Genomic DNA, 24,776 nt, shown 5'->3' with positions numbered 1-24,776 from the left:
CCGGGTACCCGGGGCCTCCCCCGCCGAACCGCCGTGGCTCGGCCGAACAGCGGATTCCGGGTGCGCTGTCGGATTCAGTCGGGTATGGCCATGAATGCTCAAGAAGCGGACAATCTAGGAACAGGATGGCCGGGCGGATGGTCGGTATGCGACGAGGGTCACGCAGACGGAACGACGGCGGACGCGACGGCGACGGGCACGGCGGCGACGGACGCGAGGGACGCGGCGGCCCCCGGGCGGGAGCACGGCGCGGCGCGCGGGCCGGCGCGGCCGGCGCCGTGCCGGCGCTGCTGGCCGCCGCGGTGGCCGCCGCGCTGGCGGCCGGCTGCACCACCTCCCCGGCCGGCCGGGACGACGGCCGGGCGCCGCATCTGGAGCGGTCGCACGGCACGCACCACAGGAGTGGCCCCGTCCTCGCCGTCAAGGTCGACAACGCGCCCGCGGCCCGGCCGCAGACGGGACTGGACGCCGCGGACGTCGTCTACGTGGAGCCGGTGGAGGGCGGGCTGAGCCGCCTCATGGCGGTCTACGCCACCACGCTGCCGAAGTCGGTCGGGCCGGTGCGCAGCGCCCGCGAGTCCGACCTGGAACTGCTGCGCCAGTTCGACCGTCCGGCGCTCGCCTTCTCCGGCGCGCAGAACAAGCTGCTGCCGCTGATCGACCGGGCTCCCCTGCGGGCCGCCTCCCCGGACGAGGCACCCGGGGCGTACACGCGCGACGAGAGCCGTGCCGCGCCGCACAACCTGTACGTGCGGCCCGGCCGGCTGCTGCCGGAGCCCGGCGGCGCCGCCGCGCTGACCACCGGCTTCTCCTACGGCGAGGCGCCCGGAGGCGGCCGGGCGCTGGCCTCGCGCACGGTGCGCTACCCGGCGGCGGAGTTCACCTTCACCTGGTCGGCGGACCGGGACCGCTGGCTGGTCTCCATGGACGGCGAGCCCGCCGCCACGGCCCCGGGCGGGGGTCCGGCACCGGCGACGGTGGTCGTCCAGCACGTGCGGGTGCGCGAGTCCGCCTTCCGGGACTTCCGCGGCGCCAACTCCCCGTACGTGGAGTCGGTGGGGTCCGGGAAGGCCGAGGTGCTGCGCGACGGGCGCTCCTACGAGGCGGCCTGGAAGCGCGAGGCGGCCGGGAAGGGCACGTCCTTCACCACGGCCGGCGGCGCCGCGGTGAACTTCGCCGAGGGTCCCGTGTGGGTGGTGTTCACGGGGACCACCTGATCAGCCCGGTGCCACCACCGGTCCGGACGGGTCGCGGAGGCTCTCGGCGGCGTCCGCGACCCGCAGGATCAGGTCGAAGAAGACGCTCCGCTCCTCGGCGGTGAGCGGGGCGAGGAACACCTGGTTCATCCTGGCCGTCCGCACGGACAGCCTGCGGTGGACGCGCAGCCCCTCGTCGGTCAGGCGCAGCAGGAAGCGGCGGCCGTCCTGCGGGTCGCGGTCCTTGTCGAGCAGTCCGCGGCGGCCCAGCCGGCTGATCACCTCCGCGATGGTGGACCGGTCGAGCCCCACCCGCTCCCCCACGGTGCGCTGGTCCAGCCCCGGTTCGGCGACGAGCGCGTTGAGGACCGCGAACTGCGGCGAGGTGGTCTCCTCGGAGACCATCGTGTTCCACAGCAGGTGGTGCGCCTGCTGCAGCCGCCGGGCCAGATGCCCGGGGTGGGTGGTCAGGTCGACCGCGGCCATGTGCGTTCCCCTAGCGGCGATGTTCGTCGGTGCACTGACGATACATCGCCCGCCCGGAAATCGCCCGACGGCTTCACAGGCGATCTACCTCGCTCTTTTCAAGGTCTTGACGCCTCAGCCGTCCGGTGGCAGCGTGTGGGACACCTCGCCGAAATACTCAGTGCGCTGACTAAATAGCCGTATGCACGGCTCGGGGCGCTCGGAAGAGATGGGGCTTCTCGGATGGACAAGGTGGTGGCCACGGCCGGTGAGGCCGTGGCCGACGTGCCGGACGGCGCGTCGCTCGCGGTGGGCGGTTTCGGGCTCAGCGGTGTGCCGAACGTGCTGATCCAGGCGCTGTACGCGCGCGGGACCGGCGGGCTGTCGGTGGTCTCCAACAACTGCGGCGCGATGGAGTCGGGGCTGGCGGTGCTGCTGGCCGCCGGGCGGATAGCCCGGGTGACCGGCTCCTACATCGGGGCGAACAAGGAGTTCGCGCGCCAGTACCTCGGCGGTGAGCTGGAGGTGGAGCTGATCCCGCAGGGCACGCTGGCCGAACGGCTGCGGGCCGGCGGTGCGGGCATCCCCGCCTTCTACACCCCGGCCGGCGTCGGCACCCAGGTCGCCGACGGCGGGCTGCCGTGGCGCTACGACGGCTCCGGCGGGGTGGCGCTGGCGTCGCCGCCGAAGGAGGTCCGCGAGTTCGACGGCGTGGAGTACGTGCTGGAGCGCGGCATCCGCACCGACTTCGCCCTGGTCAGGGCGGCGAAGGGGGACCGGCACGGGAACCTGGTGTTCGCGAAGGCGTCCCGGAACTTCAACCCGCTGGCGGCCATGGCCGGGCGGATCACCGTCGCCGAGGTGGAGGAGCTCGTCGAGCCCGGCGAGATCGACCCGGACGCGGTGCATCTGCCCGGGATCTTCGTGCAGCGGGTGGTGGCCCTCACCCCGGAGCAGGCCGCCGACAAGAGGATCGAGCGGCGGACGGTGAGTTCCTGATGGCGTGGACGCGTGAACAGATGGCCGCGCGGGCGGCCCGGGAGCTGCGGGACGGCCAGTACGTCAACCTCGGCATCGGCCTGCCGACGCTGATCCCGAACCACCTCCCCGAGGGCGTGGAGGTGACCCTGGAGTCCGAGAACGGCATCCTGGGCACCGGCCGCTACCCCACCGAGGACGAGGTCGACCCGGACCTGATCAACGCCGGCAAGGAGACCGTCACGGTCCTGCCGGGCGCCTCCTTCTTCGACTCGGCGCTCTCCTTCGGCATGATCCGCGGCGGGCACATCGACGTCGCCGTGCTGGGGGCGATGCAGGTCTCCGCCGGCGGCGACCTGGCCAACTGGGCCGTCCCCGGCAAGATGATCACCGGGATCGGCGGGGCGATGGACCTCGTCCACGGCGCCCGCACCGTGATCGTGGTGATGACGCACACCGCCAAGGACGGCTCGCCGAAGATCCTCGAGGAGTGCACGCTGCCGCTCACCGGCAGGGCGTGCGTGAACCGGGTCATCACCGACCTCGGCGTCCTGGACGTCACCGACGCCGGCCTGGTCCTCGTGGAGACCGCACCGGGCGTGAGCGTCGACGAGATCACCGCCAGGACCGGTGCCGAGCTGACCGTCGCGGAGGGACTGAAGTGAAGGACGTCTACATCGTCGACGCGGTCCGGACCCCGTTCGGCAGGTACAACGGCTCCCTGGCGGGCGTGCGCCCCGACGACCTGGCCGCGCACGCCGTCCGGGAGCTGCTCGCCCGCACCCCCGCCCTGGACCCGTCCCGCATCGACGACGTGTACTTCGGCAACGCCAACGGCGCCGGCGAGGAGAACCGCAACGTCGCCCGCATGGCCGCGCTGCTGGCCGGTCTGCCCACCTCCGTGCCGGGCGTGACCGTGAACCGGCTGTGCGCCTCCGGCCTGGAGGCCGTGATCCAGGCGGCCCGCGCCATCGCCGTCGGCGACGCCTCGATCGCGCTGGCGGGCGGGGTCGAGTCGATGACCCGCGCGCCGTACGTGCTGCCCAAGTCGGACCGGCCCTTCCCCGCCGGGCACACCGAGCTGTACTCCACCACCCTGGGCTGGCGCATGGTCAACCCGAGGATGGACCCGCAGTGGACGATCCCGCTCGGGGAGTCGGCGGAGCTGATCGCCGACAAGCACGGGATCTCGCGCGAGCGGCAGGACGAGTTCGCCCTCGCCTCCCACCGCAAGGCCGCGCGGGCGCAGGCGGACGGCCTGTTCGACGCCGAACTCGCGCCCGTGCCGGTGCCGCGGCGCAAGGGCGACCCGGTCGACTTCGCCGCCGACGAGTGCGTACGCCCGGACACCTCCCTGGAGGCGATGGCCGGGCTCGAGCCGTCCTTCCGCACCACCGACGGCACCGTGACCGCCGGGAACGCCTCGCCGCTCAACGACGGCGCCGCGGCGCTGCTGCTGGTCGACGAGGAGGGCCTGAAGGCCACCGGCCGCGAGCCGCTCGCCCGGGTCTCGGCCACCGGCGTCTCGGCGACCGACCCGCACTGGTTCGGTCTCGCCCCCGTCGAGGCCGTGAACCGCGCCCTCGCCCGGGCCGGCAAGACCTTCGCCGACCTGGACGTCCTCGAACTCAACGAGGCCTTCGCCGCCCAGGTGCTGGGCTGCGTCGCCGAGTGGCCCGAGTTCGACCCCGCGATCCTCAACCCCCAGGGCGGAGCCATCGCGCTGGGCCACCCCCTGGGCGCCTCCGGTGCCCGTCTCGCCGGCACCGTCGCCCACCAGCTCGCCCGCAAGGGCGGCGGCACGGGCGTCGCCACCCTCTGCATCGGCGTCGGCCAGGGCCTCGCCCTCGTCCTCGACCGCTAGCCACCCACGGGAACCGTCATGACTCTCACCCAGCACGACATCGACGCGGAGATCGCGGCCGAGCACGCCGCCTACGAGAAGCGGGTCGCCGAGGGCGGCCCCGTCGAGCACCACCCGCGCCGCGACTACGCCCCCTACCGCTCCTCGGTGCTGCGCCACCCCAAGCAGCCGCCGATCGCCATCGACGTCACCAAGGACCCGGAGCTGGTGGAGCTGTCCTCCCCCGCCTTCGGGGAGCGGGACATCACCGAGATCGACAGCGACCTCACCCGGCAGCACACCGGGGAGCCGGTCGGCGAGCGCATCACCGTCTCCGGCCGCCTCCTCGACCGCGACGGCAGGCCCGTGCGCGGGCAGCTCGTGGAGATCTGGCAGGCCAACTCGGCCGGCCGCTACGCGCACCAGCGCGAGCAGCACGACGCCCCGCTGGACCCGAACTTCACCGGCGTGGGCCGCACCCTCACCGACGACGACGGCTTCTACCGCTTCACCACCGTCCAGCCGGGCCCGTACCCCTGGCGCAACCACGTCAACGCCTGGCGTCCGGCCCACATCCACTTCTCGGTCTTCGGCTCGGCGTTCACCCAGCGGCTGGTGACGCAGATGTACTTCCCGAACGACCCGCTGTTCCCGTACGACCCGATCCTGCAGTCCGTCACCGACGACGCCGCCCGGCAGCGGCTGATAGCGACGTACGACCACAGTCTGTCCGTGCCCGAGTTCTCCCTCGGCTACCACTGGGACATCGTGCTCGACGGCCCGAACGCCACCTGGATCGAAGAAGGACGCTGACCGCCATGACGAAGACCGACACCGGCAGCCCGGAGAACGTGCTGCCCACCCCGTCGCACACGGTCGGCCCGTTCTACGGCTACGCGCTGCCCTTCCGCGGCGGCGAGGAGATCGCGCCGCTGGGCCACCCGGACACCGTCACCGTGCACGGGTACGTGTACGACGGCGAGGGCCGGCCGCTGCCCGACGCCCTGCTGGAGGTGTGGGGCCCGGATCCCGACGGCAACGTGCCCACCGCCGACGGCTCGATGCGGCGCGACCCCGCCTCCGGCGGCTTCCTCGGCCGCAACGGCGTCGAGTTCACCGGCTTCGGCCGCATCCAGACCGACGCCGACGGGCACTGGTACGTGCGCACCCTGCGCCCCGGCGCGCGCGGGCGGAGCGCGCCGTACCTCAGCCTGTGCGTGTTCGCGCGCGGTCTGCTCGTGCACCTGTTCACCCGGATCTACCTGCCGGGCGACGACGCCGCGCTGACCGCCGATCCGCTGCTGTCCCGGGTGGACGCAGAGCGCCGCGGCACGCTGATCGCCCGGGACGAGGGCAACGGCACGTACCGTTTCGACATCCGCCTTCAGGGCGAAGGCGAAACGGTCTTCCTGGAGTTCCGGTGACACCAGCCCACGATGCCGAACCGAGCCTGCTCGCCCCCGGGTGGGCGGGCTCCCCGGCCGCCGACGCGACCGGCGACCGGGCCTTCCTGCGGGCCCTGCTGGACGCGGAGGCGGCGCTGACCCGGGCCCAGGCCGGGCTGGGGCTCGCTCCCGCCGGGGCGGCGGCCGCGGTGACCGGGGCCGCCGACCCGGACCGCTTCGACCCGCGCTCGCTGGCCGAGCGCGCCCGTGGCGGCGGCAACCCGGTGATCCCGCTGGTCGCGGACCTGACGGAGGCGGTCGGCGAGGAGTACGGGCCGTATGTGCACCGGGGTGCGACCAGCCAGGACATCATGGACACCGCCATGATGCTGGTCGCCGCCCGCGCCCTGGGCCCGGTGCTCGCCGACCTGGCGCGGACGGAACGGGCGCTGGCCCGTCTCGCGGCCGAGCACCGGGACACGGTGATGCCGGGCCGGACCCTGACCCAGCACGCCGTGCCGACGGCCTTCGGGCTGAAGGCGGCGGGCTGGCGTTCCCTGGTGCTGGACGCCCGGGACCGGATCACCGCCGTGCGCGACGCGCTGCCCGCCCAGCTCGGCGGCGCGGCGGGCACCCTGGCGGCCTTCGGGGCGTACGGCGCCGAGGACGCGACCGCGCTGCCCGGGGCGTACGCCCGCGAACTGGGCCTTCGGGAACCGCTGTTGCCCTGGCACACCCTGCGCACCCCGGTCGCCGACCTCGCCGGCTGCCTCGCCTTCACCGCCGGGGCCCTCGGGAAGATCGCCGCGGACGTGCTGTCGCTCTCCCGCACCGAGACCGGCGAGGTCGCGGAGGGCAGCGGCGGCGGCTCGTCGGCGATGCCCCACAAGGCCAACCCGGTGCGCTCCACGCTGATCGCGGCGGCGGCCCGGCGCGCGCCGCAGCTCGCGGCCACGCTGTACGGCTCGCTGGCCGCCGAGGACGAGCGCCCGGCCGGTGCCTGGCACGCCGAGTGGGAGCCGCTGCGGGACCTGCTGCGGCTGACCGGCGGCGCGGCGCGCGACGCCGCCGAGCTGGCCGAGGGCCTCGAGGTGCGTCCGGACGTGATGCGCGCGCACCTCGGTCTCACCCACGGGCTGATCGTGTCCGAGCGGCTCTCCGCGGAGCTGGCGCCGGTGCTCGGACGGGCCCGCGCCAAGGCACTGCTCACCGAACTCGCCCGGCGCACCTGGGCCGAGGACCGCAGCCTGGGCGAACTGCTCGCCGAAGTGCCGGAGTTGAAGGACACCGGCCTCGATCTCGACGCCCTTTCCGACCCCGCCCGCTACACCGGCTCCGCCGAAGCCCTGACCGACCGTGCTCTGGAGCGACGTTGACCATGCTCAACCACCTGACCGAAGGCCCCGCCTCCGCTCCCCCGCTGCTGCTCGGGCCCTCGCTGGGCACCTCGTACGCCCTGTGGGACGAGGTGGCGCCCGAGCTGTCCACCGGACACCGGGTGATCCGCTGGGACCTGCCGGGGCACGGCGGTTCGGCGGCGGACCTCGTCGGCCCCGGCGCCACCGTCGGGGACCTCGCCGTCCTGGTGCTGGCGCTCGCCGACTCGCTGGGGGTGGAACGGTTCGCCTACGCGGGCGTGTCGCTGGGCGGCGCGGTGGGTCTGCATCTGGCCGTGCACCACCCGGAGCGGGTCTCGTCGCTGGCGGTCATCTGCTCCTCGGCACACTTCAACGGTGCGAAGGCGTGGGAGGAGCGGGCGGCGACGGTGCGCGCGGAGGGGCTGGAGGGGCTCGCCGAGAGCGCCGACGCGCGGTGGTTCACGCCCGGGTTCACCGTGCCGGGGCTGGTCCGGGACCACCGGGACGCCGACCCCGGGGCGTACGCGGCCTGCTGCGACGCGCTGGCCGCGTTCGACCTGCGAGGCCGGCTCGGCGAGATCACCGCGCCGACGCTGCTGATCGCCGGCCGCGAGGACCCGGCCACGCCGCCCGCGCATCTGCGGGAGATCGCCGACGCCGTGCCGGGCGCCGCCCTGGTGGAGATCCCGGGCGCCTCGCACCTGGCGCCCGCCGAGCGTCCCGAGGCGGTGCTGACCGCGCTGCGCGGGCACTTCGACGGGGGCGCCAAGCGGGGCATGGCGGTACGGCGCGAGGTGCTGGGCGACGCCCACGTGGACCGGGCGCAGGAACGGCAGACGCCGTTCACCGCGCGGTTCCAGGACTTCATCTCGCGCTACGCCTGGGGGGAGATCTGGACCGACGAGACGCTCACGCGCCGCGAGCGCAGCATGGTCACGATGACGGCGCTGGTCGCGCACGGCCACTACGAGGAGCTGGCCATGCACGTGCGGGCGGCGCGCCGCAACGGGCTCACGCCGGACGAGATCGGCGCCGTGCTGCTCCAGACGGCCGTGTACTGCGGGGTGCCGGCGGCGAACTCGGCGTTCGCGACGGCCCAGCGGGTGCTGGCCGAGGAGGAGGGCGCCACCGGGAGCTGAGCCGGACGGCTCAGCCCACGAGCCCCGCCGCCAGGGCTTCCCCGGCCTTGGCGACGAGCCCGTCCGAGCCGCACGAACGCGCGAGTGCCAGACCCCGGTTCAGCTCGGCCTCGGAGCGGGCGGCGATGCCGTACTCGACGCGGGCGGCGGCGTGCTCGTACTGGCAGGGCGAGGCCTCCAGGTAGGTGACGGCCTGGGCGGCGAGACGGACCGCGCGCGGGCCCGTCTCCAGGGCCGCGGCGCAGCGCAGGGCCTCTCCTATGGCGGTGTCGGTGCCGAACCGCTCGGCCTCGCGGCGGGCCTCGGCGGCCAGCCGGGCGGCGCGGCCGGGGTCCTCGGCGGCGAGGGCCCGGGCCAGCTCGGTCGCCCAGGGGACCATCACCGGGTTGTGCCGGCCGCGGGCCGCGGCGGCCTTCCCGGCCGCCTCGAGTTCACCGACGCCCTCCTCGACGCGGCCGGTGGCGATCAGCAGCCGGCCGCGCACGGACCGGGGATCGGGCAGCACGATCGTGGACGGGTAGGGCGGGGCGAAGCCGTACTGGTCGGCGACGGCGCGGGCCTCCTCGACGTGGCCGCGGGCGAGCAGCGTGTCGATCAGGTTGCAGATGGCGGACCAGTACAACGGCAGGCCGCGGCCGACGCGTTCGGCTATGCGCAGCGATTCGCGCAGCGACGCCTCGGCCTCCTTCAGCCGGCCCCGCCTGCGGTGGCCCAGGCCGACGTAGGCGTGGGCGAGAGCCAGGTGGCCGCCGCTCCAGCCTGCCGTCTCGTAGGCGCGCAGCGCCTCGGTGAACAGGGCCTCGGCGCGGTCGAGCCGGTCGCAGTAGGCGTAGGCGCTGGCCAGCATCATGGGCAGTTCCAGGCCCCACTCGGTGTCGGTCCAGCCGAGTCCGGGGGCGAGGCGGCCGTTGACGAGGGCGCGGTCGCACGCCTCGACGACCTCGTCGGCGCTCTCGCCGTGGGTCATGGCGTCGAAGCCGCGCAGGATGAGCAGGGCGCGTTCGGCGTTGTCGCGGCCGGTGCAGGTGGCGGCGAGTTCGGCGAGGCGCGCGGAGCGGCTGGGCGAGGCGGTCTCGCCGGCGTGGACGCCCTCCCACATGTACTGGACGGCCTGCAGGCGCAGTCGCGCGGACGGGTCGGGGTTGCGGGCCGCCTCCGCCTCGACGGTGCGGACCGCCTCCTCCAGCTGGTCGTTGTGGAGCAGTGCCTGGGAGAGCCGGAACACGGCGTCGACCCGCTGCTCGCCGTCGAGGCCGGGCATGGCCAGGGCGGTGCGCAGGTGGCCGATGGTGGTGGCGGGCGCGGTGAGCAGGGTGGCGCAGCCGAGTTCGTAGAGCACCTGGGCGTGTGTCTCCGGCAACGGGGGTTCTTCCAGGGCGCGTTCGAGGCAGCGGCGGGCCGCGTCCGGAGCGCCGACCGCGAGGTGTTCGCGGGCGGCTTCGCGCAGTTGCCGTACGACGTCCTGGTCGTCCTCGGGGTGGACCTCGATGAGGTGGCGGGAGGCGGCCGCGGCGCCGAGTCCGGAGTCGGTGACCAGCCGGGCGGCGATGCCGTGCAGGGCCGTGCGCAGGGCGCCCGGGATGGAGTCGTAGACGGCGGTGGCGATCAGCGGGTGGACGAACTCCAGGTCGTCGGCGCCCGGTTGCCGGCCCGAGGCGGGCTCGGGGGTCGTGAGGATGCGGGCGCTGCACAGCAGTTCGGCACTGCGGGAGGCGGTGACGCGGTCGAGGGTGGAGAGCGCGGCCACCCTGTCGATGGTGATGTCGTCGCCGAGGACCGCGGCCGCCCAGGCGAAACGGGTGGCGTCGGGGCCCAGTTCGTCCAGGCGGGCGACGAGGCCGCCACCGCGTGCGGAGCGGTTGAGGTCGCGCAGGTCGGCGGCCCGGGACTCGACCGGGTCGAGTTCGCTGTCCCGGACCTTGGCGAGGAGTTCGACCGTCTCGTAGGGGTTGCCGCCGGTGACGGCCCACACCTCGCGGCAGAAGGCGTCGTCGGCGTAGGTGCCCACGCTGGCGCGGGTGAGTCCGGCCGTCGCCTCGGGGGTGAGGGCGCTGAGCGGGGCGAGGCGCCGGCCCGCGCTCTCGGCGGCGTCGAGGTGACGGGCGCCGTCGCCGCCGGCGTCGCCGGGGCGGCGGGCGACGACCACGAGGACGGAGATCTCCTCCAGGTGTTCGGCGAGCGCGGCGAGCCAGCGCAGGGTCTCCTGGTCGGCCCAGTGGACGTCGTCGACGAGCAGGACGAGCGGCCACTCCCGGCGGGCGAGCCGGCGCACCGCCGCGACGAGGCCGTCGCACACGCCCTGCGGGTCGGCGTGCCGGTCGCCCGGTTCGGCTATGCCGAGGGCCGGGCCCGCTATGTCGTACCAGTCGCCGAGGTACTCGCGCGCCTCCTCCGGGAGCATGGGGACGAGGGCCGGCTGCAGCAGCTGCCGTACCACGTTGAAGGGGACGGAGCGCAGGGTCTCGCCGCCGCGGGCCGTCCAGACGGTGCAGCCGCGGGTCTCGGCGATGCGGCGGGTCTCGGCCAGCAGCGCGGTCTTGCCGAGTCCGGCCTCGCCCCGGCACACCAGCAGGGTGCCGGGGGACGAGCGGTCCGCGCACAGGGTGTCGACCGCCTGTGTGAGGGCGGCGACTTCCTCGTCGCGCTCCCACAGGGCGGCCGAGGCGGCGGCCGTGGGCCCTGCCTTTGTCATCCCGCTACCTCCCCACATCACCCGAACGACGTACAGGAGTTGAGCCTAGCGGCCCGATCACGCTCATGGGGGGAGGTACAAGCGGCAGTTGCCGTGACGGGTGACATGCGGTAAAGCGCGGGCGACGGGCCGGCCCCGTCACCAGCGGCCGGAGCCGGCGGCCCGTCAACGGGCGGGGGAACGGGCCGGTCGCGGGGTCTCTCATCCGGCTTTCACCGACGCCTCATACGGTGGGGCCATGACGCAGCTGACTCCTCCCGGGTGGTACCCGGACCCCGGGCAGACACAGGACGGTCCCGCCACCGAGCGCTGGTGGGACGGCAAGGCCTGGACGGACCGGGTACGTCCCGCGGGGCCGGCCGCCGCGTGGGGCCCGCCGGGGCAGCCGCCGACGGCCGGCGGTGCGCCGGGTGCGCCGGGTGCGCCGGGTGCGCCGGGTGCGCCGGGTGCGCCGGGTGGACCCTCGGGGACCTCGCCCGGTGCGTACGGGGCCCCGACAGGGGCATCGGGGGCCGCGGCCGGCCCCTCGGGCGCCGTACCCGGGGCGTACGGGGCAGCGCCCGGGGCGTATCCGGTGCATCCGGGTTATCCGGGGTATCCCGTGCAGCCGCCGTCCGGGCGCCGGCGTGGTCTGCGCACCGCGATAGCGGTCGCGGCGGCCGTCGCGGTCCTGACGGGGATCGGTGCCGGGGTGTACCTGCTGACCGACGACGGCGGGCCGGCGGGCGGCAGCGCCGGTTCCTCGCGGCAGGAAGGGCCGCGCTCCGGCGGCGGTGACGGTGACGGCCGGTCGCCCGCGCCCGACTCCCCCGGCCGGTCGGAGCCGCCCACGATCGACAGCGGTTCGGTGCCGGACCCGGTGAGCGGCATCAGCCTGCCGATCCCGGACGGCTGGTCCGGGCAGCAGTCGACGGTCGGCGCGGCGGTGACCTCGGACGACAGCTACCAGTGCCCGGGCGACACCTCGAAGACCTGCACCAAGGGCGGCGCCTACTCCGCGCCCGCGATGGTGCTGGGCACCGAGGGCAGCACCGCCGAGGAGATCGCGAAGGCGGACATCGCGGCCAACGCGGAGGAGTCCTACGGCGGCAAGTCCTACGGCGGGATCACCTCGCACCAGGAACTGGCCTCCAAGGCCGTGACGGTCGCCGGACAGAAGGGCTATCTGGTCCGCTGGAAGGCGGTCACCAGCGAGGGCTCCGACGGTTTCGTCCAGTCGCTCGCCTTCCCCTCGCCGGCCGACGCGAAGCGCATCGTCGTCGTCCGCTTCGGGGTGGACGTGGAGGAGCGGCAGTCGGTGCTCGACGAGATCACCGAGGGCATCGAGGTGTCCTCCGGCGGCGGCTCCGGCCAGGACGTCTGACAGGTCCGGGGCCGTCGGACCCGGGTCCGACGGCCCCGGAACACGGGCCGGCCGGGTGGGGCGTCCTTCCGCTCAAAGGACGTCCCACCCGGCCGGTGGTGCGCGCCGCCCCCGTCCCCACGGTGCGGCGCGGGCAGGTCGCCGTCCCGTCATCCCACGGACGGCGACCTGGGTCTCAGGGGAGGCCGAGCGCCGGCAGGACGACGGCCTCCACGAAGCGGACGAGATACTCCGCGTCGGCGTACTCGCCCTCGATGACGGGGCGCATCCGCAGCGCGCCGAACATCTGCGCCGGCACGAACTCCAGCGCCGGGTGCCCCGCGGGCACCTCGCCGCGCTCGACACCGCGCCGCAGGATCTCCCGCAGCGCGGCGATCTCCGGTTCGACCAGCGCCTCGCGCAGCGCGCACTGCAGCTCCGAGTCCTGCACGACGGCGTGGCCGAGGGCCTGGAGCAGGGTGTCCTTGCCCGCCCACCGCCCCGCGGCCCGGGCCGCCTGGCGCAGGTCCTCGGCGAGCGAGCCGGTGTCGGCGGCGACGAAGCGCACCCGGCGGCTGGAGCGCAGGGCGGCCGCGACGAACTGCGGTTTCGTCTTCCACTGCCGGTAGAGCGTGGACTTGCTGCACCGGGTGCTCGCGGCGACGCCCTCCATGGTCACGGCGTCGTAGCCGCACTCACGGATCTGTTCGAGCACGGCGTCGAAGAACTCCTGCTCACGCTCGGGCGTGAGCTTGGAGCGGCGCGAGGTGCCGACCTGCTCAGGTCGGTCCGCGGCCTGCGACGTCATGCTCTGCTCCCTGCTCTCTCGGGACTCTCTCGTGGTCTCGCTGCACCAGGACTCGAGTGGTCCTGGTGCCGTGTGGTGCATGTTATCGATACGTCAGTGTACCGGTACTCCACCGTATCGGTACACTGGCGTATCGGAACGGGGCCGTATCGATGAAAACCGTCACACGCCCCACGGACCGATGAGTTCGCCGCACCCGGTGAGTCACCGGCCCGGCCAGCACCAGCACACGCACCATCGTCAGTGAAGGGGCCGGGGATGAATGCCCGCACCGAGCGCGCGCCAGCGGAGCCGGACGCGTCCGCACGCCCACCGCTCGTCCGAGAACTCCTGCTCGTCGCAGGGCTCTTCCTCGTCTACAAGTTCGGCCGCCGGCTGGCGACCGGACACACCGCCGAGGCGTTCCGCAACGCGCACCACGTCCGGGACTGGGAGCGCACGCTCCGGCTGCCGGACGAGAGCACGGTGCAGTCCCTGCTGCTGCACGGCGACTCCCTCGTCCACGTGGCGAACACCTACTACGCCACCGTCCACTTCCCGGCCACCGTGGCCTTCCTGGTCTGGCTCTATCTGCGCCGGCCCGCGCAGTACGTCTGGGCGCGCCGGGTACTGGCGGCGCTGACCGGCGCCGCGCTGGTCCTGCACCTGACGTTCCCGCTGGCGCCGCCGCGGATGCTGGGCGAGAGCGGGCTGATCGACACGGCCCGGGTGTTCGGGCCCTCGGTGTACGGTCCGCCGCGCACCGACCAGCTGTCGAACCAGTTCGCGGCGATGCCCTCGCTGCACTTCGGCTGGGCGCTGATGCTGGCGGTCGGCCTGATCGTCGCCACCCGGTCGCGGTGGCGGTGGCTGTGGCTGCTGCATCCGCTGGCGACGCTCCTGGTGATCGTGGGCACCGCGAACCACTACTGGCTGGACGTGATCGTGGCGACCGCCCTGCTCGGCGTCGCGCTGGTGGCCGTGCCGCTGCCGCGCGCCGTCCGCGGAAGCGGCCGCGCGCCGGCGTACCGCCTGCCCGTTCCCCGCCGCCGTCCGGCGGCGCGGGACGGGGCTGAGCGGGACGGGACTGAGCAGGACGGGGTTGAGCAAGACGGAGCTGAGCAGGACGGGGTTGAGCAGGGCGACACCGGGCGGGGCGACGCCGGGCGGCGCGAGCTGGTGGGGGCGGGCCGGTGAACGCCGCTCTGATCGCCGTCCTGCTGTCCCTGGTCTCCGCCGTCGCCTACGCCGCCGCGGCCGTGGCCCAGGAGCGGCTGGCCTCCCGCAGCCCGGGGGCGGGCGCGCTGCGGATGCTGGGCAGCGGCGCCTGGTGGTGGTCGGTGGCGCTCAACGCGTCGGCCGCACTGCTGCACGTCGTGGCCCTCAAGTACGGTCCCCTCACGGTGGTCCAGCCGCTGGGCGCGCTCACCCTGGTCGCGGCGGTGCCGCTGGGGGCGCGGCTGGCGGGCCGACGGGTGAGCGCGGTCGAGTGGCGGGGCACCGGGCTGACGCTGCTCGGACTGGGCGCGCTGCTGCTGACGGCCTCCGGCCCGGCGCCCGACGACGTGCTGAGCGTGCCGGAGGCGCTGACGGTGTCCGGTGCCACGGCCGCCCTGATCGGCCTGCTGTCGCGGCCCGGCGCCCGGCCCGGCCTGCGGCACGCCACGGCCTCCGGCATCGCCTCCGGGGTGGCCTCGGCGCTCACCCAGACCGTCACGGTCGCCGCCACGGACCGCTCGGGCCCGCTGCTCAGCGCGCAGGTGATCGGGGTGGCGGTGCTGGTGGCGGCCTTCGCCGCGGGCGGGCTGCTGCTGTCGCAGACGGCCTACCGGGGCGGCCTGGGCGCCCCGCTCGCGGTGGTGACGCTGGCCAACCCGGTGGCCGCCGCGGTGATCGGGGTGGCACTGCTCGGTGAGCGGCTGCGCGGCGGCGCGAGCGGGGTGCTGCTCGCGCTGACCGGCGCCGCGCTGGCCGGCTGGGGCGTGGTCCAGCTGAGCCGGGCCACGCCCACGGCACCCGACGCCCCTGGCTCGGTGCCCCCCGTGCCGGGGTACACACCGCCGGCCGCGGGGGCGGAGGCGGCGACGGTACTGGTGCCCCGGCAGCCGGAACGAAGGCACCTGAGCCGGCTGTGACGGGGCCATGGGGCGGGGACGGCCGCGTGCGGTGGCCGTCCCCGTGCCGGCACACTTCAGCGGCGGCGTCTGCGCGGGCGTGGCATCTCCGGTTCCTCCAGTCGTGGGGTGTCCCCGTCCTGGAGGCGCTGCCAGGCCTCGCGGTAGAGAGCGGCGACGGGCCGGGAGGGCACGACGACGCCCAGGACGGGCGTCTCGCCGTCGAGCACGTCGTACATCGGCAGCTTCCACCGTTCCAGCGGCAGATGCGGCTTGGCGAGCGGGGTCCATCCGCCGGGCAGGAACAGTGAGCGTCCGGCCTTGGGGCGGCTGCCCTCCACCACGAGATCGGTGGCCGCGAGTTCCGCGCGGGCGGCGCGGTGCCGGGCGGTGCCGCCGCGCTGTGCGACCCAGCCGGTCCAGCGGGCGGTGTTGCGGTCGGTGGGATCGGGCAGGGCGAGCAGCATCAGGTAGAGGGCGGCGGCGTCCTCACCGAGGCCGTACCGCCCGGCCACCTCGCCGACGAGGTCGGGCACGGAGCGGGCGGGGTCCTGCGGCCACCACAGACCGTCGGCGTCGCGCTCGCCGGCCACCGGGTCCCCGGGGTCGGCGAGCAGCTCGGCGAACCGCGGGTCGTGGGCCAGCCTCAGCACCCGCTGGGTGACGGTGGGCCGTTGGCCGGGGAACAGGGCCTCGAGGTGGGGGTCGTCCCCGGCCGGGTCCAGCAGCGCGGTGCGGACGGCGGCGTAGGGGCGGGAACCGTCGGTGACCACCACGACCGCTCCGTGGCGTGCGAAGCCGTCACCGGCCTCCGTGGGCGCCCCGGCCGCGCGGCGGAACGCCTCCGGGTCGACGTGGACGCCCAGTTCGACCAGCAGCCCGGGGTGGGCCAGCCGGTCGCGGACCGCGGCGAGGACGCCGGGCAGGACGGCGCGGACCGGGTCGCCCGCGGGGAGGCGATGGGCGAGCCAGGCGGCCAGCGGCACCGCGCCCTTCAGGGTCCGGTCGTCGAACCCGGGCGCGTCCTCGGCGGCTTTCGGGCGGAAGGGGCCCGGTGTCCAGGTCAGGTCCCGGCTCAGCCGGGGTTCGGCGGTCACGTCGAGGAAGCCCCGCAGTGCCTCGGCCGGTGCCCAGCCCGGGGACTCGACGGAGCGGACGGCGTCGTGCAGCACGTCCTCGGGGACGGGGGCGCACCGGCCCAGCCGCGCGTTCCACACCTCGGCCGCGCGGACGACGTCGGGGCCGTGCGTCCACAGCCGGGACGGCTCGGTGGGCAGCAGCGCCGCCACGACGGCGCGCAGGGCGTCGATGTCCAGCGCCCTCAACTCGTCCTTGGCGACACCCGCGTCGGCCGCCTTCACTCCGATGACCTTCAGGGTCGCCGAGGGGACCGGGGTGCGCTTGTCGTCGATCTGCGGCATGCCGGCCAGCACGAGCCGGGCCGTGGTCGGGGTGACGCCGGTGAGCCTGGCGAACTCCTCGGCGGCCTCGGGACGCCAGGGCGCCGGGCCGCGCTCGGCCGGCTCGGCGCGGAAGGCCTCGACCCAGCCGGGTGCCCGGGTGGGCTCCGGCACGAACGGCTCCTGCGACACCAGGGTGTAGGGGGCGGGGATCTCGAAGCGGCCGGACGGGTCGTGGTACAGCGCGCCGTAGTGCTTCCCCGGGACTCCGGCCGGGTCGTACTCGCCGACGAACCGGTACCAGTTGGCGGGGAAGAGCAGGAACGCGCCGCCGCCCAGGTCCAGCACGGCCGCCTTCGGGTAACCCCCCACAGCGCCGGGCCCCGTGAACAGGGCGTTGTCCAGGACCACGCGGACCCGGCGCCAGTGGGCGGGGTTCAGCTCCGTCAGCCCGTGCGCGTCCAGTTCCGCCAGGTAGGCGTCGAGAGCCCGCCGGTGCTCCTCGACGGTGGCCTCCGAGGCGGCCCGCAGCGCCAGGACGACGGGCAGTTCGGGCAGCGCCCGCACGTTCACGCTCTCCAGCGTCTCCTGCTTGTCCAGGGACACGTGCACGGTACCCGCGGGGGTCTGTTCCGCCTCGCCGCGTGCCGACCGGGCGAGCAGCTCCGGCAGGGCGAAGACGTGGTGGAGGAAGTCGTAGAGACCGCGTTTGTCGCGTTCGGTCAGGCCGGTGCCGTTCAGCGCCGAGGAGAGGAGGCGGTCGCCGATCACGGGACGGGGTTCCTCCGGGGTGTCGCCCTGGACCGCCGAGTCCAGCCGGGCGAGCGCCGCGTCCAGGGTGCGCTGCTGTTCGGCGGCGAACCGCACCACCCCGATGACGCCCGCACGCAGGGCCTCGTGGCCGACCTGCGGCAGCAGGGTGCGGACCAGGCCGGACAGCACGCCCCGGTCGTCCGTGCCGTCGCCCGGCTCCTCCGCCACGGCCGCCGCCAGCAGCGCCGCCGCGGTGTCCTCGTCGACCCCGCGGAGCGCCGCGGACCCCTGCGGGTCACGGGGCTGGAGCAGGGGCCAGTAGCGCAGAGGCGGCAGCAGGGGGGTGCCCGCGCTGAAGGGGCCGGCCGTGTGACCACGGGTGACCTCGGCGACCACCGCGCCCTCGGGATCGAGCAGCCGGATGTCGCTGCCCGACCACCGCGTCACGAGGAGGGGCCGGTCGGCGCCGGGGAACACCAGCACGTGCTCCGGTCTCCCGCCCACTCCGGGCGGCACGACGACCGAGCGTCCCGCCAGGTCCTCGCACCGCCGCGAACCGTCGGGCAGCGTGATCACCCGCCAGCCGAGCACTCCGTCCACCGGGGCGCACACCGGGCCCGGCCCGACGGAGGGGGCGGGCAGCAGCCAGGCGGCGCCGAGGGTGCTGCCCTCCGGCGCGGTGCGCAGGGCCTCGGCGAACCAGTCCGGCGCGCCGGGCTCGCCCACCGTGTCGCTGGCCGGGTCGTACGCGTGCCAGGTGCTGTTCGTCTCGTCGGCATAGTCCCTGACCCAGACCCAGTAGGACGTGCCGTCGCCGATCACCGTCCGTCGCGAGGGTATGTGGGTGGTGTCCCCCCGCCGCAGCACGCCGTGGCCGGTGGTCCGGCCGCCCCCGGGGAGGGGGAGGGAGGCGGGAGGCATGCCGTTCATCCCGCCGGTCCCGTCCGCCGCGCACGCGTAGCCGTAGCGGACGTCGCCCTCGACCGGCACCGGTGCCGAGGCGTCGGCGTCGGCGTCGTGCCAGTAGCCGTACGTGCTGGACGTGGAGAAGTCGTACCAGGTGACGAGCAGTCCGCCGTCCACGTACCGGACGTCGGGGTGCCACCGCTCCGCCCCGTCCGGGAGGCGCAGCTCGTGCGCGAGCACCGTGCCCTCCGCGCCGATCACCCGGGCGTGTGTGCCGTTGAGGACGATCAGGTGCGGCCAGGCCTCCCCCACCCGCGTCCTGCGCGCCGCCTCCGGGGACTCGGGCGAGCCGACCGCCTCGTCCCAGGCGGGCCAGCCCAGCTCGTCGAGGATTCCGGTGCGCAGGGTGCGGGCGAGCACCGGTGCCATGCCGGGGGCCAGTGCTTCGCGCACCGCCTTCTCGGCGGTCGCCAGCACCTCGCCCGGCAGCCACCTCAGCGTCTCGAACGGGCCGGAGTACGGGGTGAATCCGCCCAGTTCCGTGGTGAGGTACCTCCGGCTGACGTCCGCCACCCACTCGGCGAGCATCGGTCGTCCGCCGGGCGACCCCGCCAGGGCGATGACGGTGCGCTTGTCGGTGTTCTCGCGCTCGTAGGTGGGGCAGCCGCGGCGGAAGGCCGCGCGGAAGCGGGTGTCGGCCTCCAGGGCGAGGAGATCGCGGCGTCGGTCGCACGCCGCCCAGTCCTGGAGGTTGAGTCGCGAGCGCTCCTCGGGACCGGCGACCGGGACGCGCAGGGCCAGGAGCTGGTCGAGGAGGTCGACGTCACCGGTCGGGGGCGGCAACGTGCTGCCGTCGGCGAGCAGTTCGGCGCGGAGCGTGCCGGCCATGCGATCGACGAGCGGGTACAGCTCCGCCGGTGCGAGGCGCCCGTTGCCGGTGCGGCACAGGCCGAGGAACCGGCGCGTCCAGCCGGCCGTGCCGTCGGGGGCACGCTCCTCGGCGGGCAGACCGGCGTCGCACAGCCCGGCGGTGGCGCCGGACTTCTCCAGCAGGTCCAGCCACTGGGGCAGTTCCCCCTGCTCCCACTCCGTGGGCAGCACACCCAGCAGGGTGCCGCGGACGGCGGGCTCCCGTCGGGCCAGCTCCAGCAGGGCCGGGCGGTGGGCCTTCCACCAGCCGAGGGGTGCCCTGGCGGTGCCGGGCAGCGGCAGCATCTCGCGCAGGTAGGCCATCTCCTCGGCCGGGGCGTTCTTGCCCGCGACCGCCTTCATCAGTCTGCGCAGGTCGGCCGCGCCCGGGCTCGACGGCGGCAGTCCGTGCACGGCGAGCCGTACGAAGAGGCCGCGCAGGTGCCGGTACGCCGTCGCGGCCGGGACCCGGGACGACAGTCCCTTGGCATAGCCGGAGAGGACCTTGGCCGGCACGGCGTCGGCCAGGGTGAACTCGAGGAACACCGCGTCCATGCGCGCCTCGTCGAAGGGCAGCGCGTGCGCCGTCTCGGCCTTGCGGGCGTCGACGAACATCTGGGACGCGTAGGCCTTCTCGCCGGCGGCCAGGAAGACCCGGCCGGCCTGCTCGTAGAAGACCGGCAGGAAGTGGGGCACGGATCCGGCGAGCCGTTGTCCGATCGCCTCGTAGGCGGCGCGGGCCCTCTTCGGCCGCGCTCTCACCGTCCGCGCGATCCTGTCCATCTCCTCGACGAGGGCCAGGGCGAGGTGGCCGTCCGCGGGGTGCCGGACCAGCACCCACTCGGGGAAGCCCATCGCCCGGTGCTGCCCGACGCCGACCTCGACCGGGCCGCCCTCGGGTTCGAGTCCGAGGAAACCGGTGCCGGACTCCTCGGCGTCGTCCGCCGGCATCAGCCGTACGACGATCCGGTCGTCCAGGGCCGGGTGCCGGTAGGCCTGGGTGACCATGGGCACGGCCCGGTCGCCCGCCCCGGTGGTGCCGGGCGGCAGCACGGCACCGGCGGACAGCAGTTCCGCCACGTCCGCGCCCGCCGCGGACTCCGCTGCCGCCGTCGTGCTCGCTGCCGCCGTGACCGCCGTCGCCGTCCTCACGTCCGCTGCCGCCGTCGCCGTACCGGTGCGTGCCGTCGCGTCGTTCGCGTCCGCCGTGCCTGCCATGTCCGCGTGCCCTTCGTAGGTGTTCGCGCCGTCGTTCACTCGGTGCCGTCCGCGGCAGTGGTGCGGCCGGTGTGCAGGGCGGCGGCCATGCGCATGCCCTCGGACCAGGCCACCGGGCCGACCTCGGCCGGCGGCAGCAGGCGTTGTCCGTCCTGGTCTCTCCAGGCGAGGTCGCCGGTCCAGGCCCTGTCCTCGGTGTAGGGGTCGCTCATGCCGACCGAGGCGGTGACGATCCGTCCGGCGTCCCGGATCCGGGCGACGACGCTGTTGCCGGAGACCTGGTAGCCGAGGGAGGTGGCACGTGCGGAGAGGTGGAACCACGAGCGGTACTCGGCGCCGGCGAACTCGGTGACCCGGACGGCGCCGGAGTCGGTCACGGCGGGCTTGTGCCAGGTGGCCCGGTGGATCTGCTCGACCCCCTGCACGATCCCCGACCCGGCCGCGAACGCGCGCAGTTCCTCCAGGCCGGGGAGGAGCACCGGATGCGGCATGGTCACCGTGCGCGGTGTCAGACGGACGGTCTCGCCGGCCGGGTTCACCACGCGCAGTCCGCCCGCGCCGTCCACGTCCCGCAGGAAGCCGGTCTCCTCGGGACGGTCGCCGACGACGACGATGTCGCAGAGCGCCGTCCGCCACGCCTCGTCGGGCCAGACCTGGGCGAGGAGAGCGGCCGGTACCGGCAGCGAGGACACCATCCAGCGGCCGACCCGGGCCGCGCACTCGGCGGCGTGCCGCCGCAACCAGTCGGCGAGCTGCCGGAGTTCGCGCACCTCGGGACGGTCCTGCAGCTCCGGCGGCAGGCTCACCGCCCGGCCGTCCCCGGTCCCGTCCCCTCCCGGCCCGGTCCGGGCCACCACCCGCCCGTCCACCAGGGCGACTTCGTACGTGTCGCCCGCTGCCAGCCAACCCATCGCTGCCTCGTCTCTTCCCCTGCCGGATCCGGCACCGCGTCCCCCGGGCGGCCCGGCCGGCACGCCCCGCCGTGTTGTCCGCCGAAGACTAGGGGCACCCACCGACAGTCCCCCGCGGCGCTCTTCCACGAGGCGGTGAAGAGGCGTTGCCGCCCCGCGGCGCCCGGCCCGACAATGCCACCACCCACGACGGACGGGAGCCGCAACGATGCCGCACATGACCGCCTTCGCCAGGAACCAGTGGTACGTCGCCGCCTACAACCACGAGGTGGGGCGCGAGTTGCTCGGCCGGACGGTCCTCGGCGAGCCGCTCGTCCTCTACCGCACCGAGGAGGACGGGACGCCGGTCGTCCTGCACGACCGGTGCGTGCACCGCCGCTACCCGCTGTCCGAGGCGCCGACCCGGCTCGACGGCGACCGGATCGTGTGCGGGTACCACGGCTTCACCTACGACACGACGGGCACCTGCGTGTACGTGCCGGGGCAGAAACGCGTCCCGCGCACCGCCCGCGTCGCCTCCTACCCGGTGCACGAGCAGGACTCCCTGGTCTGGGTGTGGATCGGCGACCCGGCGCAGGCCGACCCGGGGGCCGTGCCGCGCGCCCGGCACCTGGACGCGCCGGGCTGGGTCACGGTCCGGGGCATGGAGCCGATCGACGCCGACTACGGGCTGCTGGTCGACAACCTCCTCGACCTGTCCCACGAGACGTATCTGCACGGAGGTCACATCGGCACCCCGGAGGTCGCCGAGACGCCGATCACCACGGAGGTCGACGAGGGCGCCGGAATCGTCCGGGTGAGCCGGCACATGGACGACGCCGAGTGCCCGCCCTTCTACGCCAGGTCGACCGGCATCAGCGGGCGCATCTCGCGGTGGCAGGACATCGAGTACCACGCACCCTGCCTGTATCTGCTGCACAGCAGGGTCGCCCCGGTCGGGGTGCTGCCCGAAGCGGACGGCAGCGACCCGCACGGCTTCCACACCGAGATCACGTACGCCATCACCCCGTCCGGCGACGGGAGGGTGTACGACTTCTGGGCGGTCTCCCGGGACTGGGCGACCGAGGACGCCGAGGTCACCGAGTTCCTGCGGGCCAGCAACCGCACGGTCGTCATGCAGGACGTCGACGCGCTCAACCTGCTCCAGCGCACGCTGAGTACCGAACGCGCCGGCTACCAGGAGCTGAGCATCAACATCGACACCGGCGGTCTGGCCGCCCGCCGCATCCTCGCCCGGCTGGTCGAGGAGGGCGACAAGCCCGCGGAACGGACGGCCCGATGAGCGCGCGCACCGGCGAGGTCTACCGGATCGACTGGGTCCCGGGCACCGACGTGCTGCGCGGCACCTGCCACTGCGGTGCCGAGCACACCGCCGAGGACCCGGTCGCGATGTGGGAGTGGATGCTCGCCCACCCGCGAGGGCACCGGCCCCCGGGGAACGGCGCATGAGCCCGTACGAGACCGGACTCGTCGTCGGCCGCCGGGAGTCCGTGGCCGACGGCGTGCTCGCCCTGACCCTGCGCCACCCGCTGGGCGAGCCGCTGCCCGCCTGGGAGCCCGGCGCGCACGTCGACCTGGTCCTCGGGCCGGGCCTGGAGCGGCAGTACTCGTTGTGCGGCGACCCCGGTGACCGGCGGGAGTGGCGGATCGCCGTGCTGCGCGAGGCCGGCGGGCGGGGAGGCTCCGCCCATGTGCACGAACGGCTGCGGCCCGGCGACACGGTACGGGTGCGGGGCCCGCGCAACCACTTCGCGCTGGAACCCGCCGCCCGCTACCGCTTCGTCGCCGGCGGCATCGGCATCACCCCGCTGCTGCCGATGCTGGCCGCCGCCGAGGAGGCGGGCACCGGGTGGACGCTGCTGTACGGCGGCCGGACCCGGGCCGGCATGGCGTTCACCGGGGAACTGGAGCGGTACGGCGACCGGGTGACGATCGCCCCCGAGGACGAGACCGGGCTGCTGGACCTCGCCCCCGTGCTCGACGACGTCCCCGAGGACACCCTCGTCTACTGCTGCGGGCCAGGGGCGCTGCTGGACGCGGCCGAGGCGCGGTGCCCGGCCGGGAAGCTGCGCGTGGAGCGCTTCTCCCCGAAGGACACACGACCGGGCGGCCCCGGCACGGAGTTCGAGGTCGTCCTCGCGCGCAGCGGGCGCACGGTCACCGTCGCGCCGGACGTCTCCGTCCTGGACGCCGTGCGCGCCGCCGGCGTCGAGGTGCTGTTCTCCTGCACGGAGGGCACCTGCGGCACCTGTGAGACCGATGTCGTCGAGGGCGTCCCGGACCACCGGGACTCGGTGCTCACCGACGCCGAGCGGGCCGCCGGGGAGACCATGCTCATCTGCGTGTCCCGCTGTCGTGGCCGGCGGCTCGTGCTGGACCTGTGATCCTCAGGTCGGCCTCGATCCGGGCGACGGTCGCCAGCAGGTGAGGCAGCAGGTCCCGGCGTACCGACTCCACGGAGTGGCGGCCGGCGTGCACCGCGATGTTCACGCCGGCCACCACCTCGCCGTCCCGGTCACGGACCGGCGCGGCGACCGACCGCAGGCCGTCCTCCAGTTCCTGGTCGACCAGCGCGTAGCCCTGGCGGCGCACCCGGCGCAGTTCCGCGCGCAGGGCGTCCGCCGAGGTGAGGGTGCGGGAGGTGGGGGCGCGCAGGCCGGCGCGGGCGAGCCGGGCACCGGTCTCGGCGTCCGGCAGTCCGGCGAGGATCACCCGGCCCACGGAGGTGAGGTGCGCCGGGAAGCGGGTGCCGACGGTGATCGACGCGGTCATGATGCGGCTGGTCGGCACCCGGGCGACGTAGACGACGTCGTCGCCGTCCAGGACGCACAGCGAGGACGACTCCCGTACCTGCGCGACGAGTCGCTCCAGATGCGGTTCGGCGATCTGCGGCAGCGTGAAACCGGCGAGGTAGGCGTAGCCGAGCTCCAGCACGCGCGGGGTGAGGCGGAAGAGCCGGCCGTCGGTGTGGACGTAGCCGAGGTCGGCGAGGGTGAGCAGGAAGCGGCGGGCTGCCGCGCGGGTCAGGTCCGTGGCACGGGCGACCTCGCTGAGCGTGAGCGCCGGGTGGTCCGCGTCGAAGGCGCGGATGACGGCGAGGCCCCGTTCGAAGGACCTGACGAAGTGCGGTGCGCGGACTGCGTCTTCGGGCATCGGGCCTCCGGCGGGAGCCTCACGGCGGGGCGCGCGGCACGGACGGCCGTACGCCGTGCGCACGCTGCGCGTGCGTGTTCCGCACTGTCGGCGAGGTTCGGGCTGCTGTCAACAGTCCATATCGACGGGGGCATTGACCGCGGGGCGTCCCGGCCCTACGTTCCCGCTGAGCACGTCCGTGCTGTCTGCGCACAGCCTGTCGGAGCACCAGGTCCGGTCCCACAGGG

General features: G+C 74.8%; 20 protein-coding genes. 14 read left to right on the top strand and 6 right to left on the bottom strand.

Annotation, left to right across the window (positions count from 1 at the left end):
- Positions 1-146: 146 nt before the first annotated feature.
- A complete protein-coding gene (locus ACFYOJ_RS33530; protein WP_356557871.1) occupies positions 147-1,217 on the top strand; it encodes a DUF3048 domain-containing protein in 1,071 nt (356 codons plus the stop codon).
- On the opposite strand, the gene ACFYOJ_RS33525 is transcribed toward ACFYOJ_RS33530, so the two are convergent.
- The gene (locus ACFYOJ_RS33525) at positions 1,218-1,682 is read right to left on the bottom strand and encodes a MarR family transcriptional regulator (protein ID WP_356557872.1); all 465 of its coding nucleotides are present in this window, start codon (positions 1,680-1,682) and stop codon (positions 1,218-1,220) included.
- A gap of 222 nt (positions 1,683-1,904) precedes the next feature.
- Here ACFYOJ_RS33525 and ACFYOJ_RS33520 point away from each other — a divergent pair, with 222 nt between their 5' ends.
- Genes ACFYOJ_RS33520 through pcaD form a run of 7 tightly spaced genes read left to right on the top strand, consistent with a single transcriptional unit; the run spans position 1,905 to position 8,364 of the window.
- Complete coding sequence (locus tag ACFYOJ_RS33520) at positions 1,905-2,660, top strand: CoA transferase subunit A (RefSeq protein ID WP_356557873.1); 756 nt, start codon at positions 1,905-1,907, stop codon at positions 2,658-2,660.
- Positions 2,660-3,304, top strand: a complete 645-nt coding sequence (locus tag ACFYOJ_RS33515; protein WP_356557874.1) for a CoA transferase subunit B — start codon at positions 2,660-2,662, stop codon at positions 3,302-3,304. Before ACFYOJ_RS33520 ends, ACFYOJ_RS33515 begins: the two co-directional genes overlap by 1 nt.
- On the top strand, positions 3,301-4,503 hold the full coding sequence (locus ACFYOJ_RS33510) for a thiolase family protein (protein ID WP_356557875.1): 1,203 nt from the start codon (positions 3,301-3,303) through the stop codon (positions 4,501-4,503). The genes ACFYOJ_RS33515 and ACFYOJ_RS33510 overlap by 4 nt, the downstream gene beginning before the upstream one ends.
- Before the next feature lie 18 nt (positions 4,504-4,521).
- Complete coding sequence (gene pcaH / locus ACFYOJ_RS33505) at positions 4,522-5,295, top strand: protocatechuate 3,4-dioxygenase subunit beta (protein WP_356557876.1); 774 nt, start codon at positions 4,522-4,524, stop codon at positions 5,293-5,295.
- A 5-nt stretch (positions 5,296-5,300) separates the two neighbouring features.
- Positions 5,301-5,906: a protocatechuate 3,4-dioxygenase subunit alpha gene (pcaG, locus tag ACFYOJ_RS33500; protein ID WP_356557877.1), complete on the top strand. Its 606-nt coding sequence runs from the start codon at positions 5,301-5,303 to the stop codon at positions 5,904-5,906.
- Positions 5,903-7,243, top strand: coding sequence for a 3-carboxy-cis,cis-muconate cycloisomerase (gene pcaB, locus ACFYOJ_RS33495; protein WP_356557878.1), 1,341 nt, complete (start codon positions 5,903-5,905; stop codon positions 7,241-7,243). The genes pcaG and pcaB overlap by 4 nt, the downstream gene beginning before the upstream one ends.
- A 2-nt stretch (positions 7,244-7,245) precedes the next feature.
- The gene (gene pcaD, locus ACFYOJ_RS33490) at positions 7,246-8,364 is read left to right on the top strand and encodes a 3-oxoadipate enol-lactonase (protein WP_356557905.1); all 1,119 of its coding nucleotides are present in this window, start codon (positions 7,246-7,248) and stop codon (positions 8,362-8,364) included.
- 10 nt (positions 8,365-8,374) lie between these two features.
- Here pcaD and ACFYOJ_RS33485 read toward each other — a convergent pair whose 3' ends face one another.
- On the bottom strand, positions 8,375-11,056 hold the full coding sequence (locus ACFYOJ_RS33485) for an AAA family ATPase (RefSeq protein WP_356557879.1): 2,682 nt from the start codon (positions 11,054-11,056) through the stop codon (positions 8,375-8,377).
- A gap of 238 nt (positions 11,057-11,294) precedes the next feature.
- Between ACFYOJ_RS33485 and ACFYOJ_RS33480 the strand changes: the two genes are divergently transcribed.
- Positions 11,295-12,419 (top strand): DUF2510 domain-containing protein, encoded by a 1,125-nt coding sequence (locus ACFYOJ_RS33480; RefSeq protein ID WP_356557880.1) that lies wholly within the window; start codon positions 11,295-11,297, stop codon positions 12,417-12,419.
- Between the two features lie 175 nt (positions 12,420-12,594).
- Here the strand turns inward: ACFYOJ_RS33480 and ACFYOJ_RS33475 are convergent, their stop codons facing one another.
- Positions 12,595-13,206: a TetR/AcrR family transcriptional regulator gene (locus tag ACFYOJ_RS33475; protein ID WP_356557881.1), complete on the bottom strand. Its 612-nt coding sequence runs from the start codon at positions 13,204-13,206 to the stop codon at positions 12,595-12,597.
- 258 nt (positions 13,207-13,464) lie between these two features.
- On the opposite strand from ACFYOJ_RS33475, the gene ACFYOJ_RS33470 reads away from it, so the two are divergent.
- Positions 13,465-14,382, top strand: a complete 918-nt coding sequence (locus ACFYOJ_RS33470) for a phosphatase PAP2 family protein (RefSeq protein ID WP_356557882.1) — start codon at positions 13,465-13,467, stop codon at positions 14,380-14,382.
- Positions 14,379-15,320, top strand: coding sequence for a hypothetical protein (locus ACFYOJ_RS33465; RefSeq protein ID WP_356557883.1), 942 nt, complete (start codon positions 14,379-14,381; stop codon positions 15,318-15,320). Before ACFYOJ_RS33470 ends, ACFYOJ_RS33465 begins: the two co-directional genes overlap by 4 nt.
- 56 nt (positions 15,321-15,376) lie before the next feature.
- Here the strand turns inward: ACFYOJ_RS33465 and ACFYOJ_RS33460 are convergent, their stop codons facing one another.
- Both ACFYOJ_RS33460 and ACFYOJ_RS33455 read right to left on the bottom strand, forming a co-directional pair.
- Positions 15,377-20,485, bottom strand: coding sequence for a DNA-binding protein (locus ACFYOJ_RS33460; protein ID WP_356557884.1), 5,109 nt, complete (start codon positions 20,483-20,485; stop codon positions 15,377-15,379).
- 35 nt (positions 20,486-20,520) lie between these two features.
- Positions 20,521-21,396 (bottom strand): DUF4132 domain-containing protein, encoded by an 876-nt coding sequence (locus ACFYOJ_RS33455; protein ID WP_356557885.1) that lies wholly within the window; start codon positions 21,394-21,396, stop codon positions 20,521-20,523.
- A 208-nt stretch (positions 21,397-21,604) separates the two neighbouring features.
- Here ACFYOJ_RS33455 and ACFYOJ_RS33450 point away from each other — a divergent pair, with 208 nt between their 5' ends.
- Genes ACFYOJ_RS33450 through ACFYOJ_RS33440 form a run of 3 tightly spaced genes read left to right on the top strand, consistent with a single transcriptional unit; the run spans position 21,605 to position 23,780 of the window.
- Positions 21,605-22,678: an aromatic ring-hydroxylating dioxygenase subunit alpha gene (locus ACFYOJ_RS33450; RefSeq protein ID WP_356557886.1), complete on the top strand. Its 1,074-nt coding sequence runs from the start codon at positions 21,605-21,607 to the stop codon at positions 22,676-22,678.
- Positions 22,675-22,845 (top strand): hypothetical protein, encoded by a 171-nt coding sequence (locus ACFYOJ_RS33445; RefSeq protein ID WP_356557887.1) that lies wholly within the window; start codon positions 22,675-22,677, stop codon positions 22,843-22,845. Before ACFYOJ_RS33450 ends, ACFYOJ_RS33445 begins: the two co-directional genes overlap by 4 nt.
- Positions 22,842-23,780, top strand: a complete 939-nt coding sequence (locus ACFYOJ_RS33440; RefSeq protein ID WP_356557888.1) for a PDR/VanB family oxidoreductase — start codon at positions 22,842-22,844, stop codon at positions 23,778-23,780. Before ACFYOJ_RS33445 ends, ACFYOJ_RS33440 begins: the two co-directional genes overlap by 4 nt.
- On the opposite strand, the gene ACFYOJ_RS33435 is transcribed toward ACFYOJ_RS33440, so the two are convergent.
- Entirely contained in the window at positions 23,731-24,549 is an 819-nt protein-coding gene (locus tag ACFYOJ_RS33435; RefSeq protein ID WP_356557889.1) for an IclR family transcriptional regulator C-terminal domain-containing protein, read from the bottom strand. The two genes, ACFYOJ_RS33440 and ACFYOJ_RS33435, sit on opposite strands and share 50 nt — an antisense overlap.
- Positions 24,550-24,776 lie beyond the last annotated feature (227 nt).

Origin of the sequence: Streptomyces sp. NPDC006384 (assembly GCF_042870695.1) — a bacterium.
Classification (GTDB): Bacteria; Actinomycetota; Actinomycetes; order Streptomycetales; family Streptomycetaceae; genus Streptomyces.
Note: the sequence above shows the minus strand (reverse complement) of the source record. Positions and strands in the feature narration are given on the sequence as shown.

What these genes read in the sequence shown, in the direction of transcription:
- ACFYOJ_RS33530 (WP_356557871.1), top strand. Translation starts at nt 147, where the DNA reads ATGCGACGAGGGTCACGCAGACGGAACGACGGCGGACGCGACGGCGAC.
- ACFYOJ_RS33525 (WP_356557872.1), bottom strand. Translation starts at nt 1,682, where the DNA reads ATGGCCGCGGTCGACCTGACCACCCACCCCGGGCATCTGGCCCGGCGG.
- ACFYOJ_RS33520 (WP_356557873.1), top strand. Translation starts at nt 1,905, where the DNA reads ATGGACAAGGTGGTGGCCACGGCCGGTGAGGCCGTGGCCGACGTGCCG.
- ACFYOJ_RS33515 (WP_356557874.1), top strand. Translation starts at nt 2,660, where the DNA reads ATGGCGTGGACGCGTGAACAGATGGCCGCGCGGGCGGCCCGGGAGCTG.
- pcaH (WP_356557876.1), top strand. Translation starts at nt 4,522, where the DNA reads ATGACTCTCACCCAGCACGACATCGACGCGGAGATCGCGGCCGAGCAC.
- pcaG (WP_356557877.1), top strand. Translation starts at nt 5,301, where the DNA reads ATGACGAAGACCGACACCGGCAGCCCGGAGAACGTGCTGCCCACCCCG.
- pcaD (WP_356557905.1), top strand. Translation starts at nt 7,246, where the DNA reads ATGCTCAACCACCTGACCGAAGGCCCCGCCTCCGCTCCCCCGCTGCTG.
- ACFYOJ_RS33485 (WP_356557879.1), bottom strand. Translation starts at nt 11,056, where the DNA reads ATGACAAAGGCAGGGCCCACGGCCGCCGCCTCGGCCGCCCTGTGGGAG.
- ACFYOJ_RS33480 (WP_356557880.1), top strand. Translation starts at nt 11,295, where the DNA reads ATGACGCAGCTGACTCCTCCCGGGTGGTACCCGGACCCCGGGCAGACA.
- ACFYOJ_RS33475 (WP_356557881.1), bottom strand. Translation starts at nt 13,206, where the DNA reads ATGACGTCGCAGGCCGCGGACCGACCTGAGCAGGTCGGCACCTCGCGC.
- ACFYOJ_RS33470 (WP_356557882.1), top strand. Translation starts at nt 13,465, where the DNA reads ATGAATGCCCGCACCGAGCGCGCGCCAGCGGAGCCGGACGCGTCCGCA.
- ACFYOJ_RS33460 (WP_356557884.1), bottom strand. Translation starts at nt 20,485, where the DNA reads ATGGCAGGCACGGCGGACGCGAACGACGCGACGGCACGCACCGGTACG.
- ACFYOJ_RS33455 (WP_356557885.1), bottom strand. Translation starts at nt 21,396, where the DNA reads ATGGGTTGGCTGGCAGCGGGCGACACGTACGAAGTCGCCCTGGTGGAC.
- ACFYOJ_RS33450 (WP_356557886.1), top strand. Translation starts at nt 21,605, where the DNA reads ATGCCGCACATGACCGCCTTCGCCAGGAACCAGTGGTACGTCGCCGCC.
- ACFYOJ_RS33445 (WP_356557887.1), top strand. Translation starts at nt 22,675, where the DNA reads ATGAGCGCGCGCACCGGCGAGGTCTACCGGATCGACTGGGTCCCGGGC.
- ACFYOJ_RS33440 (WP_356557888.1), top strand. Translation starts at nt 22,842, where the DNA reads ATGAGCCCGTACGAGACCGGACTCGTCGTCGGCCGCCGGGAGTCCGTG.
- ACFYOJ_RS33435 (WP_356557889.1), bottom strand. Translation starts at nt 24,549, where the DNA reads ATGCCCGAAGACGCAGTCCGCGCACCGCACTTCGTCAGGTCCTTCGAA.